At 68.6% G+C, this 13,569-nt stretch carries 8 protein-coding genes; 5 read left to right on the top strand and 3 right to left on the bottom strand.

What is annotated here, in order from left to right; all coding sequences use genetic code 11:
- The first annotated feature begins 2 nt into the window (after positions 1–2).
- The 4 genes from ligA to KUG43_RS04585 all read left to right on the top strand — a co-directional run bounded on the left by ligA (position 3) and on the right by KUG43_RS04585 (position 7,162).
- Positions 3–2,075, top strand: a complete 2,073-nt coding sequence (ligA, locus tag KUG43_RS04600; protein WP_216906569.1) for an NAD-dependent DNA ligase LigA — start codon at positions 3–5, stop codon at positions 2,073–2,075.
- Positions 2,076–2,256: 181 nt separating this feature from the next.
- Positions 2,257–3,066 (top strand): peptidylprolyl isomerase, encoded by an 810-nt coding sequence (locus KUG43_RS04595; protein ID WP_353617931.1) that lies wholly within the window; start codon positions 2,257–2,259, stop codon positions 3,064–3,066.
- Positions 3,063–6,002 carry an ABC transporter transmembrane domain-containing protein gene (locus tag KUG43_RS04590; RefSeq protein ID WP_216906567.1) on the top strand — a complete coding sequence of 980 codons (2,940 nt, stop codon included), beginning with the start codon at positions 3,063–3,065 and terminating at the stop codon, positions 6,000–6,002. Before KUG43_RS04595 ends, KUG43_RS04590 begins: the two co-directional genes overlap by 4 nt.
- Positions 6,002–7,162: an HlyD family secretion protein gene (locus KUG43_RS04585; protein ID WP_216906559.1), complete on the top strand. Its 1,161-nt coding sequence runs from the start codon at positions 6,002–6,004 to the stop codon at positions 7,160–7,162. Before KUG43_RS04590 ends, KUG43_RS04585 begins: the two co-directional genes overlap by 1 nt.
- Here the strand turns inward: KUG43_RS04585 and KUG43_RS04580 are convergent.
- A complete protein-coding gene (locus KUG43_RS04580) occupies positions 7,128–8,027 on the bottom strand; it encodes a class I SAM-dependent methyltransferase (RefSeq protein WP_216906557.1) in 900 nt (299 codons plus the stop codon). The genes KUG43_RS04585 and KUG43_RS04580 overlap by 35 nt on opposite strands.
- Positions 8,002–8,664, bottom strand: a complete 663-nt coding sequence (locus tag KUG43_RS04575; RefSeq protein WP_216906555.1) for a TVP38/TMEM64 family protein — start codon at positions 8,662–8,664, stop codon at positions 8,002–8,004. The genes KUG43_RS04580 and KUG43_RS04575 overlap by 26 nt, the downstream gene beginning before the upstream one ends.
- A gap of 51 nt (positions 8,665–8,715) precedes the next feature.
- Between KUG43_RS04575 and KUG43_RS04570 the strand changes: the two genes are divergently transcribed.
- The gene (locus KUG43_RS04570) at positions 8,716–10,257 is read left to right on the top strand and encodes a jacalin-like lectin (RefSeq protein WP_216906553.1); all 1,542 of its coding nucleotides are present in this window, start codon (positions 8,716–8,718) and stop codon (positions 10,255–10,257) included.
- A gap of 11 nt (positions 10,258–10,268) precedes the next feature.
- Here the strand turns inward: KUG43_RS04570 and KUG43_RS04565 are convergent, their stop codons facing one another.
- Positions 10,269–13,499: a choice-of-anchor I family protein gene (locus KUG43_RS04565; RefSeq protein ID WP_216906551.1), complete on the bottom strand. Its 3,231-nt coding sequence runs from the start codon at positions 13,497–13,499 to the stop codon at positions 10,269–10,271.
- Positions 13,500–13,569 lie beyond the last annotated feature (70 nt).

Raw genomic sequence — 13,569 nt, 5'->3', positions numbered from 1 at the left:
CCGTGGCCCAAGCCCGGGCAGAAGAACTGCGGCGCCTGCTCAACCGCGCTGCCCATGCCTACTACGTGCTCGATGCTCCGGTCATGGAGGATCCGGTCTATGACCGGCTCTACCGGGAGCTGGTGGGCCTCGAGCAGGCCGATCCCGCCCTGATCCAGCCCGACAGCCCCACCCGCCGGGTGGGGGGAGCCCCGGCCGAAGGCTTCACGAGCGTGGCCCACAGGGTTCCCCTGCTGAGCCTCGACAACGCCTTTTCGCACGGGGACCTGGACGTCTGGTACGGCCGCCTGCTGAAGGTGCTCGACCGCGAACCCCAGGAGGGCGCACCGGCGCCGGCCCTGCCGATGGTGGGCGAACTCAAGATCGACGGCAACGCCCTGGCCCTCAGCTACGAGCAGGGGGTGCTGGTAAAGGCCGCCACCCGGGGGGACGGGGAGCGGGGCGAGGAGATCACCGCCAACGTGCGCACGATCCGCAGCGTGCCCCTGCGGCTGGAGCTGGCGTTGCCGCCGGCCTGGGTGGAGGTGCGCGGTGAGGCCTTCATCCCCGAAGCCACCTTCGCCGCCATCAACGCCGAGCGCGCCGAACGGGGCGAATCGCCCTTCGCCAACCCGCGCAACGCCTGTGCCGGCACCCTGCGCCAGCTGGATCCAAAGGTGGTGGCCGCGCGGGGCCTGTCGTTCTTCGCGTACACCCTGCACCTGCCCGGTGACTGGCAGGCCGGGCCCCGCAGCCAGTGGCAGGCCCTTGACTGGCTCAAGGAGGCTGGTTTCCGCGTCAATCCCCACTGCGCCCTCTGCCCCGACCTGGCGGCGGTGAAGGCCTTCTGTGACCACTGGGAGCAGGAGCGCCGCGGCCTGCCCTACGCCACCGATGGGGTGGTGGTGAAACTCGACGACCTGCGGCTGCAGGAGGAGGCGGGTTTCACCCAGAAGGCCCCCCGCTGGGCGATCGCCCTCAAGTACGCGGCCGAAGAGGCCCCCAGCCGCCTGCTGCGCCTCACCTGCCAGGTGGGCCGCACGGGGGTTGTCACCCCGGTGGCGGAGTTCGAGCCGGTACCCCTGGCTGGTACCAGCGTCAGTCGCGCCACGCTCCACAATGCCGATCGCCTGGCGGAGCTGGATCTCTGCGCCGGCGACACGATCGTGGTGCGCAAGGCCGGCGAGATCATTCCCGAGGTGGTGCGGGTGCTCCACGAGCTGCGGCCGGCGGGGGCCACCCGTCTGGTACTGCCCCCCATCTGCCCGGAGTGCGGCTCGGCGCTGGTGCGGGAGGAGGGGGAGGCGGCCACCCGCTGCGTCAACAACGGCTGCCCCGCCATCCTGCGGGGCTCCCTGCGCCACTGGGTGAGCAAAGGCGCCATGGACGTGGACGGCCTGGGAATCAAGTTGATCGAGCAGCTGGTGGACCGGGGCCTGGTGGCATCGATCCCCGACCTCTACCGCCTTGATGCCGCCCTGCTGGCCAGCCTGGAGCGGATGGGGGAGACCTCGGCCGCCAAGTTGGTGGCCGCCCTGGAGGCCTCCAAGCAGCAGCCCTGGCACCGGCAGCTCTACGGCCTCGGCATCCACCACGTGGGGGAAGTCAACGCCAAGGCCCTGGCCAGGGCCTTCCTCAGCGCGGCCGAGCTGGAGGCCGCCGCCCTTGCCGACGAAGACGGCGAGGGCCCCGATCCGCTCACGGCGGTCTTCGGCATCGGCCCCGAGATCGCCCAGTCCCTGCGGCAGTGGTTCGCCACCCCAGCCAACCGGGCGCTGCTGGAGCAGCTGGCGGTGCTGGGCTTCTCCCTGGCCGCAGCGCCGGCACAGGACGGGGGCGGAGGGCCGCCGACGCCCACACCCCTGGCGGGGCTGACCTTCGTGCTCACCGGCACCCTGCCCAGCCTGAGCCGCTCCGCCGCGCAGGCCCTGATCGAGGCCGCCGGGGGGAAGGTGAGCGGTTCGGTGAGCCGCAAGACCAGCCACGTGGTGGCGGGCGAGGAAGCCGGCAGCAAGCTCACCAAGGCCCAGGAGCTGGGGGTGAGCGTGCTGGATGAGGAGGGTCTCAGGGCGTTGCTGGGGACCGATCCGGTCTGAATGGTTTCCGCTCTTCCGGCGTCCCCGCCGTCATCAGTGGCCCGAGTGGAAGGGCTCGTCTGCCGTTGGGCCATGCGACGACGGCAACGGATCCTGTTCGTCGTCGTGGGCACAGAGCTGGAACGCAGCGCAACCGCCACTGATACAACTGGAATCGCAAGTTGAGCCCCAGAATGCCTGCGTGAAAGCCGATCCTGTGGCCGTCGCCCACCCCTTAGACCACGACATCAGTCTCGATCCGCCCGTGCGCCCCTCCAGGCCACCGGTGCTGTTGGAGGTGGAGCCGCTGCCTGAAATCCCAGGGGGACTGCGTCGCCAGCTCGCCCGTCACCAGTTGCTGCTGCCCCTGCTGCGCCAGTCGGTGATCGCCACCGCCGTGGCCAAGGTGACCCTGGCGGAGGAGGAGCGCCAGCAGGCCCAGCAGGCCTGGGGCGCCAGCCATGGCCTCCGCTCCGCCGAGGATCTGAAGAACCACCTGCAGCGGCACGAACTCTCGGAAGCCGACGTGCTCTGGCAAGCGGAGCTCCCCACCAGGATCGAACGCCACTGCCAGGAGCATTTCCTGCACCGCGCGGAGCAGCGTTACCTGGCCCGCAAGAACCAGCTCGATCAGGTGATCTACAGCCTGCTGCGGGTGGAGGACGGGGCCCTGGCCCGCGAGCTCTACCTGCGCATCGCCGAGGGGGAAGCCGATTTCGCCGAACTGGCAGCCACCTACGCCAAGGGGCCCGAACGCTCCACGCGCGGGGTGGTGGGTCCGGTGCCGTTGCTGCAGGCCCACCCCTCCCTCGCCGAATTGCTGCGCACCAGCCGCCCGGGGCAGCTGCATCCCCCCCTGCGCATCGACCGCTGGTGGCTGGTGGTGCGCCTGGAAACCCTCCGCTCGGCCAGCTTCGACGACGAGATGCAGAAGCGGATGGCCCGGGAGCTTTTTGAGGAATGGGTGGACCAGGAAGTGACCCTGCAACTGCGTCCGGGGCAGGGGCAATGACCTCCACCGTCCCCGGACGCACCGACTGGCTCACCCTGGCGCCCTTTGTCGGCCTTTCCGCCGCCGGCAGGGAGCGACTGCTGGCGGAAGCCCGCCCCTGCCGGTTCAGCGTCGGCGAAGACCTCAGCAACGCCGGCAGCATCGGCGATCGCGTCCTTGTGCTGCACGAGGGTGAGGCCCGACTGCTGGCGGAACGGGACGGACGGCCGTTCACCCTGGAGCGGCTGGGGCCCGGCGCCATCGTGGGGCTGGTGTCCCTGTTGCGCGCTGAGGGGATCGAAGCGGTGAGCGCCGCCTCCGACCTTCTGGCAACGGCGATTCCGGACACGCTGATGCTCGAGCTGCTTCTGGCCGAGGACGGTCTGCGGCAGTGGTGTGGCCGCCACCTCTGGACCGCCGAACTGCACCAGCTGCTGTTGCAACGGGAGGGGGCCACCGCGGGCCGCTTCGATCCGGCCCTCTGGCGGGAGAAGCTTGAGCGTCTGCGCCTGCGGGCCCGGGGCGTGCTTCCCACCAGTGACGGGCCCATCGCCCTGCAGGACGGCGACGAACTGCTCCTCGCCAGCGCCAACGTCCCCGACCTGGCCATCGGCTCGGTGCTGGCGGCGGCAGAGGCCCTGCCCCAGCCCCGTCCCCCCCTGCCCCTGCGGCTGCTGGCCCTGGCCCCCGCACCCGCCGTGGCGCCCAGCCCGGACATCACACAGGCAGGCCAGGCCATCGTCCCCATCGAGGCCGTCGCCGGCGGCCAGGCCCAGCCCAGCAGCCTCGATCTGGGTCAGGACCGGGCCGACCGCCACCTGGTCCTTGTGCGGGGCAACGGACCACTGGAGGAGACCCTGGCCTGCTTCCAGATGCTCGGCAAGCTGCTGGAGCTGCCCTACCGCCGTGACGCGGTGGACAAGATCCTGCGCGACAAGATGCGCCGCGGCCAGCCGCCGGATCTGCAGCTCTGCGGCCAGATCGCCGCCATGCTCGGCCTGCTGGTCACCGGCGCCAGGGTGCCGGCGGCCTCGGCCACCCGGCTGATCACCCCCTGCCTGGTGCCCTGGAAGGAGGGCTTCGCCGTCGCCACCGCCAGCAACGCCGCCGGCCTGCGGCTGGCCTCCCCGGCGGAGGGCTGGGTGCAGCTCAGCCCGGCCCAGATCGCCGAGCAGTACCCGGAGGGGCTGGAGCTGCTGCTGCTGGAGCGCAGCATCGACACCCCGGAGCAGACCTTCGGCCCGGGCTGGTTCTGGCCGGCCCTGAAGCGCTACCGGGGCATGCTGCTCCAGGTGCTGCTGGCCTCGTTCGTGGTCCAGCTGTTCAGCCTGGCCAACCCCCTGCTGATCCAGGTGATCATCGACAAGGTGATCTCCCAGCGCAGCCTCGACACGCTGCAGATCCTGGGGATGGCCCTGGTGGTGGTCACCCTGATGGAGGGGGTGATCGGCTCGTTGCGCACCTTCCTGTTCACCGACACCACCAACCGCATCGACCTGCGCCTCGGTGCCGAGGTGATCGATCACCTGCTGCGCCTGCCGCTCGGCTATTTCGATAAGCGTCCCGTCGGAGAGCTGGGCACCCGCATCGCCGAGCTGGAGAAGATCCGCAACTTCCTCACCGGTCAGGCGCTGATCACCCTGCTGGATGCGGCCTTCTCGGTGATCTACATCATCGTGATGGCGATCTACAGCTGGCTGCTGACCCTGATCGCCCTGGCGGTGCTGCCCATCCAGGTGGGGCTCACCCTGCTCGGGGCTCCCCTGTTCCGGCGCCAGTACCGCCAGGCGGCTGAGGAGAACGCCCGCACCCAGAGCCACCTGGTGGAGGTGCTCACCGGCATCCAGACGGTCAAGGCCCAGAACGTCGAGATGGTGAGCCGCTGGAAATGGCAGGAGCTCTACGCCAAATACATCTCCCGCACCTTCGAGAAGACGATCACCGGCACCTTCCTCAACGAGACCAGCTCGGTGCTCCAGAAGCTCTCCCAGCTGCTGGTGCTCTGGGTGGGGGCCACCATGGTGCTCAAGGGGGAGCTCACCCTGGGCCAGCTGATCGCCTTCCGGATCATCAGCGGCTATGTCACCCAGCCCCTGCTTCGCCTCTCCTCGATCTGGCAGAACATTCAGGAGTTGCGGGTGTCGTTCGAGCGCCTCGCCGACGTGGTCGACACCCCGGAGGAATCAAGCGAAGCCGATCGCGGCCACATTCCCTTGCCGCCAGTCAAAGGCGACGTGGTCTTCGAGAACGTCAGCTTCCGCTTCAACCCCGGCGGACCGGAAGTCCTCACCAACGTCAGCCTGCACGTTCCCCCCGGCACCTTCACCGGGATCGTGGGCCAGAGCGGCAGCGGCAAGAGCACCCTGATGAAGCTGCTGCCGCGGCTCTATTCCCCCACGAAGGGGCGCATCCTCGTGGACGGCTACGACATCGACAAGGTGGAGCTCTATTCCCTGCGCCGCCAGATCGGCATCGTGCCCCAGGACCCCCTGCTCTTCTCCGGCACCATCAGCGAGAACATCGCCCTGACCAATCCGGAGGCCCCCAGCGACGCCATCGTCGAGGCCGCCCGCATCGCCGGCGCCCATGACTTCATCATGGAGCTCTCCGCCGGTTACAGCACCCCCCTGGGGGAGCGCGGCGCCTCCCTCTCCGGAGGCCAGCGCCAGCGCATCGCCATCGCCCGCACCCTGCTGAGCCAGCCCCAGCTGCTGGTGATGGATGAGGCCACCAGCGCCCTCGACTACGACACGGAACGCCAGGTGTGCGACAACCTGCGGGAGGCGATGAGCCAGAGCACCGTGTTCTTCATCACCCACCGGCTCTCCACCATCCGCCGCGCCGATCTGATCGTGATGATGCACCAGGGCGCCATCGTCGAGACCGGCAGCCATGAGGAACTGATGGCCCTGAAGGGCCGCTATTTCGCGCTCTATCGCCAACAGGAGGCAGGCTGATGGTTCCCCCTACCCCAGGCAGCCTGCTGCGCCGGGCCCAGAACAGCCTCGAGCGCAGCATCCACACCGACAGCGACGACGTGGTGCTGCAGCAGTCGCGCTTCTGGGCCCGCTCGATCACCTGGACCCTGATGGGGGTCACCCTGTTCGGCCTCGGCTGGCTGGCCTTCGCCCAGACCGAGGAGATCGTCACCGCCCCGGGCAAGCTCGAGCCCCTGGGGGTGGTGAAGGACATCCAGATGCCGGTGGGCGGCGTGGTGGAGGAAGTGATGGTGAAGGAGGGCGAGCGGGTGAAGAAGGGCCAGGTGCTGCTGCGCCTCGACACCGAGACCACCCTCGACCGCCAGGCCAGCATGGAGCAGACGATCCGGTACAAGCAGCAGCAGCTGCGGCTCAAGCAGGTGGAGCTCGACCGCTACCTGCAGTTCAATGACACCGAGCAGCGGGTGCTGCGCCAGAGCCTGGTGCTGGAGAAGGACGTGCTCGGCCGCCTCGAGACCCTCAACAAGGAGGGCGCCACCGCCGAGCTTCAGTACCTCTCCCAGCGCAACAAGGTGCAGGAGGTGGAGGGCAAGCTCCAGGAGGGCCAGGTGGACCGGCTGCGCCAGCAGGCGATCCTGCAGCAGGGCATCCGCGAAATCCAGAGCGAGCTGGCCGACCTGCGCAGCAAGCTGACCGAGCTCAACGTCAACATCCGCTACCAGGTCATCCGGGCCCCGGAAGCCGGCGTGGTGTTCGAGCTCAAGCCCCGCTCCAGGGGTTTCGTGGCCCAGACCAGCGAGCCGGTGATGAAGGTGGTGCCCTTCGACAAACTGGAGGCACGGGTGGAGGTGCCCAGCCGGGAGATCGGTTTCGTCACGGTGGGCAAGGCCGCCGACATCAGCATCGATTCGTTCCCGGCCACCGATTTCGGTGTGCTGCAGGGCACCGTGCGGCGCATCGGCTCCGATGCCCTGCCCCCGGACCAGATGAACAACTTCTACCGCTTTCCGGTGGACATCCGGCTCAACTCCCAGCAGCTCAAGCTCAAGAGCGGCAAGGTGCTGCCCCTGCAGGTGGGCATGTCGCTCACGGCCAACGTCAAGCTGCGCAAGGTGACCTACCTGCAGCTGCTGCTGAGCGACTTCAAGGACAAGGCTGACGCCCTGCGGCAGATCTGAGCCGCTCCATGGCGAGGTAGTGGTCGGGGATGATGCGCGTGCGCAACCCCACCAGGGGCTCGAGCCACGGCAACAGCAGCCCGTCGAGGCCGCGGTTCACCAACCAGCCGGCCACACGGAAAGCCCGCCGCCAGCGGGCCTGCGGGGCGATCAGATGCAGGGCGCGCTGGTGCACCGGCCCATCGATGCAGACCAGCCAGGCCGGATCCATCCCCGCCTGCGCCATCGCCACCTCGAAGCTGCGGCGGCTGTGGAAGCTGATGTGCTGGCCGTTGCCGAAGGCGTAGTACCACCAGTCGGGAGCAGGAATCTCCCCCGCCTGGCGCATCAGGGTGGAGAAGACGAACAGGGGCGTGGCGCCCACCTCGTCACGCAGGAATCCGGGGGTGCCGGGCACATGTTCGATCACCTCGAAGGCGGTCTTGCAGCCGATCGGGCCATCGCCCGGGGGCTCGCAGAAGGGGCGGATCAGTTCCATGGCCGCATAGGCGTCGGTGCCGTGGAAATCGAAGCCGTGGTCGCGCAGCAGGCGCGGCAGCATGCCCAGGCCGGTGCCCAGGTCGCAGCCCGGCTCGCTGGGGCCAAAGCGACCCAGCCGGCCGATCACCAGCAGCAGCCGCAGCAGGCGCGAGGCGTGCAGGTTGCGGTCGACATAGCCGGTGTCGCCGTAGAAGGACTCCTCGTAGGCCACATCCAGCCAGGTGGGATCGGCCAGGAACAGGAAGTCGCAGCTGCCGCAATGGACGAGTTCCGCCGCCACCCGGGCCTTGCTCACCCGCTCCCGTCGCACCAGGGTCAGGCTGCTTCCGCCGCAGTTGGGGCAAGCGCCGGCGGAGGGGCTAGGGAGAGTCTCGGCCGTCACCATCGCTGGCCTGCATCGCAACGTGGGAGGCTACCCCGCGTTCCTCCAGGGCCAGCCGCACCTGGCGGCTCACCAGCAGCACCGCCGCCACGGTGGCGGCCACCCCCAGCAGGCGCAGGGCCCAGGTGACGCCATCGGCCGGGCCGGCCAGCAGCGCCGCAAAGCGGCTGGGATCGCCGGCCGCCGCCCCCAGGGAACAGAAGAGCACGGTGCCGGGGAGGATGCCGATCAGGCCAATCGAATAGTCCCGCAGGCTCACCTCACTGAGGCCGTAGGCCAGGTTGAGCAGGCTGAAGGGAAAAGCCGGCGACAGACGGGTGAGCAGCACCAGCACCAGGCCCTGGCGGCAGACCGCCCGCTCCACCGCCAGCAGCCGCGGCGCCCTGGCCAGGCGGCGTCGGGCCCAGCCCCGCCAGCGACCGCGCCCCAGCAGGAACACCGCCTGGGCCCCGAGGCAGGCCCCGGCGAACACCAGCACGCTGCCCCAGAGCGGGCCGTAGAGCACCCCGGCCAGCATCGACGCCCACACCCCCGGCAGCAGCAGGGTGACCCAGAGGGCATAGAGGGGCACGAAGGCCACGGCCCCGACGGGGGAGCGCAGCCAGGGCAGCAGGTGGTCCGGCAGCCAGAGCGGGTCCATGCAGCCACCGTATCGACCCTGCCTACGCTTGGGTCTGCTGCCCGTGCTGCCATGGCTGACCCCTCGGAGCTGGCCCAGCAGGTCGCCCGGGGGGCCCTGTTCCGCGGGCGCCATTGCATCACCGGCGACGGCGAGCCCCTGGAGGCCGCCGTGGGCGGCACGGTGCTCCCGGCGGGCGGTGGCAGCACGGTGGGCTGGCAGCTGTGCCGCAGCCACCAGGAACTGGTCCAGTCACTGCACGGCGGCAGCTCGCTGGGGATCGGCCTGGGCCCCCTGCAGCTGCTGCAGGCCAAGCAGGCGTTCCGCGACTCCCTGAAGACCACCGCCTTCAGCCTCTCGCTGGTGGTCTGGGCCCGCCAGGTGGCCGCAGCGCTGGAGGTGGACCAGACCCACCTGCTGGACGGACTCGCCGTGCCGGCAGACTCCGCCGCGCTGGAGGCCTTCGTGGCCCTGCACGGGGATGGTTTCGTGGCGGCGGCGGAGGTGGGCGGGGAGTGCCACGGGGTGTTCACCTTCTACGCCCAGTCGCGGGAGCAGGCGCGGATGGTGGAGCGGCAGATCAGGGCGGGACTGGGCCTCGGCGGACTGTCCCTGAACCCCGCCCTGGTGGAGACCGTGACGGCGGTCGCCCGCACGGCTGCGGTGAATGTGGGCTTCCGGGTGCAGGTGATCGGCAGCCGGGCCCAGCCACCGGCCGAGGCCGCCTCCCTGATCCCCTTCGCCCGCGACTTCGCCGGGCTCCCCCTGGATCAGCCCGCCCTGATCGGCTTGCGAACCAGGGGCTACGAGAGCGTGCCCGCCATCGGCGCCGCCTTCGAGGCGGTGGCCGCCAACCGGCGGCTGTTCAGCGGCGACGCCTCAAGCGACGGCCTGCTGGAGCGTCGCGAGCGGGTGGTGGAACTGATCCACCAGATGGACTGGGTGGCGGACACTTACAGGCTCTATGCCGTGGCGGCGGACCCGAGGCTGGCCATCCAGCGCGCTGTTGCCACAGCTGACCTGGCGGCCCTCGACGCCTGCCGGGGCGCCTACGCCGCCGCTCCCACCGCTCCCCTGGAGCCACCGCCGCTGCCGTCCCTGGCCGCAGGCAGCCCCGAGCTGAACGTGACCCTGGGCGAGGAGCCGCCGATGGGGGGCGACGGCGGCGCCCCCTTCGCTTTCCCCGGACGGGCCGAGGCGATTCGCCAGCGGCAGCATCTGGTGGAGGTGGGGCTGCGCACCGGCTCGCGGGTGGATCAGATCCGGTTGCGTTATGCCGGCGAGGGGGATCCACGCGAGGCGGAGGTCCACGGGGGCGGTGGCGGCGGCGACCGGGGCCGCCTGGAGCTGGGACAGGGCGTGGTGATCCGCCGCATCGAAGCCCTCAGCGGCAGCCGCGTCGACCGCCTGTTCCTCACCAGCAGCGACGGCCAGCGGATCGGCGGGGGTGGCGAAGCCGGTGATCGCCCACTCGACTGGACAGTGCCGGCCGACAGCGTGGTGCTGGGTTTCAGCGGTCGCAGCGGCCGGGAACTCGATGGCCTGCGGGCCGTGGTGGCCCGTTTCGGGCCCCTGATCTGGCAGCCGCTGGAGGCGGAAGCCGAGGGGCCCTGAAGGCCAATCGATCAGATCAGCGGAACGGTCTGCCGGATCAGGTCGATCTGGCCACCCTCCACCAGGTAGCCGGAACCGTTGATGTTGCCGCCACCAAGGCTGTGGGCCTGGACGTTGGCCAGGAACATGCCGCCGGGGGCGGTTCCGTAGATCGTCGAGACATCAATGATCCCCGAAGATTCCCAGTTGCCGACACCGTTGCTGTTGGCGTCGGTGACCACACCGGGCTGGCTCTGGCCGTAGGCGGTGGGGACGGCGGTGCGGTCGATCTGGGCCCAGCGCAGGGCTTCGCCGGTGGAGCTGCCGGTGATCGGATCAATCGCCAACTTCCAGATCGAGGCTTCCTGGGTACCGAAGTTGCCGAGGGAGGTGTCGGTGCCGCCGCCGTTGGCCCGGTCCTCCTGGATGTAGGCATGGCCATCGGCGCTGATGGTCATGTTGTCGGGATTGCGCAGACCGGTGGTGGGATCCACCAGCAGGTCGCCGTCGTAGACGACCTTGAGCACCGAGTCGCCAGGACCGGAGATCAGGCCATTGCTGCCGAAGGCCTCACCGAAATCCAGGGTGTAGACGTTGCCGTACAGATCACCTTTGTTGAAATCAGTGGTGCCGGTGGAGACGAACACCGCCTGCTGACCGTTGAGCGGGTTGACCTCACCGTCCTCGATCCGGCTCAGCTGCAGGGCACCGGCGCCCACTGCCAGCTGGCGAAGCGCCGGAGCGCCCAGTTGGGTGTAGTTGCCATTGAGGCTGGCCAGGTCGACCCAGGAGCCATCGATGGCCGTGTTGAGGCCGTTGGCCTGGGTGAAAGCCCGCAGGTCGGAGGAGTCGGGGCCAGCGCTCACCCCGTCCTCGGCGAGAGCCGTGGTCACGTAGGTGTAGAGCGTGCCCTGGTTCTGGGCCAGGCCGTTGCGCTCCAGGAAGCTGGCGTCAGCGGCTGAGCTCTTGGTGCCGACCCACAGGTAAAGGGGCGCCTTGGCATCGTCGAACAACAACACGGACACGGTGTCCACACTGCCCGTATCGATGATCGTGGCGGATTCCCAGGTGCCCTTGCCAAAGCCCACCACCTCATGGATGGCACGGCCGTCGACATCGAGAGCGAAGAAGGAACCACCGTCACCGCTGAATTCCTCTTCGCCCACGAGATAGATACGGTCGGCGAAGCCGATACCAGCACCGAAGCTGTTCGCTTCCACCAGATTGGCCGCACAGAACCGCTTGAAGCCCGCGGCACCCAGATCGGCAGCCTGATCAATCGCAGCGTCGGCGCCGTCGAGGTGGATGCTGTCGTAAGCCAGACCACCTCTGAGCACTTTGCTCTGGTAGCCGTTGGAAGCGTCATCATCGACGTCCTTGTCGATCACCAGGCTGCTGACGCGAGCACCGGTGAGCCCACCTTCAACACCCGGCAGAAGATAGCCATAGCCGCGATCAGCACCCAGCTCACTGTTAACCAGCAGGGTGAAGGTGCCGTCGCCATTGTCGTAAGCACCCTGGCCATCAAAGATGCCCGTGGGAGCGAAGACGCTGTCGCCGGGGTTCAGCCCGTTGGTGAACTCGCCATTGGTGATCAGGCTGGTGATCGAAAGCTCGGGACCACCAACCACATCCTTGAGCATGGTGGAGGTGAAGGTGCCGGCACCGGCCACCGGAGGAGCAGCGATCAGGGCCTCGAGATCGAACACGTTGAGGGTGTTCGACACCTCGTTGGACACGATCAGCTGGGACCGGCCGGTGGGACTCTGCTTGGCGTCCACCACGTGCAGCCCCTCCGGGGAGATGCTGCCGGCGATCACGGTGCTGGTGACGAAGCTCACCGCGGCTGGATCGGTGACATCGAACACCGCCAGCATCGAGCTGCTGGTGCGCTCCATGCTGACGATGGCGTAGCTGCGGCCCTTCATCTGGGCCACCACCACGCCCTCGGGCTCAACTCCCTTGTCATCACTGCGGCCGTCGGCATACATGCCGGCGGCCACGGCAATGGTCTGCAGGCTGTTGCCGCTGTCCCAGAGCAGGGCGCCGGTGTCAGCGTCGAAAAGGCTGATGCTGCGGCCACCGAAGGTGGTGATGCGATCGGGGCTGCCGGCCGTGGCGTCGTCCGTCAGCCGCCTGACCCGATTGGCGTTGCCGGAGCCGCGCGCCTCATCGGTGTAGGTGACAACGACATCAGGGGCTGTTCCCTGGGTGTACTCGCGGCCATCGCCTTCGTTGGCCGTGACGAAGTAGTCCTTGCCCTTGACGCTGTAGGCAGCAATGCCATCAGCCATGCGCAGACCTTCGTAGTTCTGGCCCAGCAGGGGCCTGAACAGGCTGGTGCTGCCGGTGGGGTTGTCCCGATCGGTCAGGTCGACGAGCTGGTTCTTGAAATCAACCGCGCCGAGGGCAAAGATCGTCTCAATCGCGTTGGTCTTGAGGTTGACCTTGGCAACGCCGTTGTTCTCCTGCAGGGTCACATAGGCATAGTTGCCCAGGATCGAGACGTACTCCGGCTCGATGTCGGTGGCCTGGGTGGTGCCGGCAGGGCCAGAGATTCGGAGGCCCGCGGGCAGGGTGAGTCCGGCGAAATCAAGCTCGGTGTAGGAGAACCTGAGATTCGCCTGACCCTTGATGTCGATGATGCCGATGCTTCCGACAGGATCCTTGCCGCCCGCGACGCCGTAGCCCGTGATCGGTTCGCCCTCGTTGGCGATCACCAACTTGGTGCCCTTGTCGTTGAAGGCGATCGAGTCGGGCAGGTAGCCGACCTGAACGTCCTGCAGGAAGGTCAGACCGCCCTCCGCACCCACGCGGTAGAAACGAATCACCCCCTTGCCGCCGTTGCTGCTGTAGTCGCTGGGGGAAAGGGCCACCGCCAGCAGATTGCCGAAACTGGCCACCGACTGGGAGTTGTAGCCCGTCAGCGTCACCCGTTCTTCCAGGGTGATCGCTGACGGATCGGTGGCGTTGGTCACCTGCAGGGTGCCGCCACCCCCACTGGAGACCACAAACATCTGACCACGGATGCTCACGGTGGTGGAGATTTCGCTCTGGAACTGCTCGCCCGGGGTCGCCTGGGGAGACAGGTCCAGACTTCCCAGCAAGGGTTGGGCCGGCGCCGGCTCAGGCCGACCGGGGAACGCCTTGCGGTTGGCCACCGCCGCTGCCGCAGGACCCACGTACGGCTGACTGCTGGCGGTTAGCTCTTCAGGCAGGATCCATTTGTTGGCGGGACCCTTGGCTTTGCTGGAGGCAACCATGGAGGCGGAGGAATGTTCACTGCAAACAACCATCACCCAGACCCCCCACCACCTCGGTTAAGGATTGGGT

The sequence above is a fragment of the Synechococcus sp. CCY 0621 genome, assembly GCF_019038465.1.
Lineage (GTDB): Bacteria > Cyanobacteriota > Cyanobacteriia > PCC-6307 > Cyanobiaceae > Cyanobium.
Note: the sequence above shows the minus strand (reverse complement) of the source record. Positions and strands in the feature narration are given on the sequence as shown.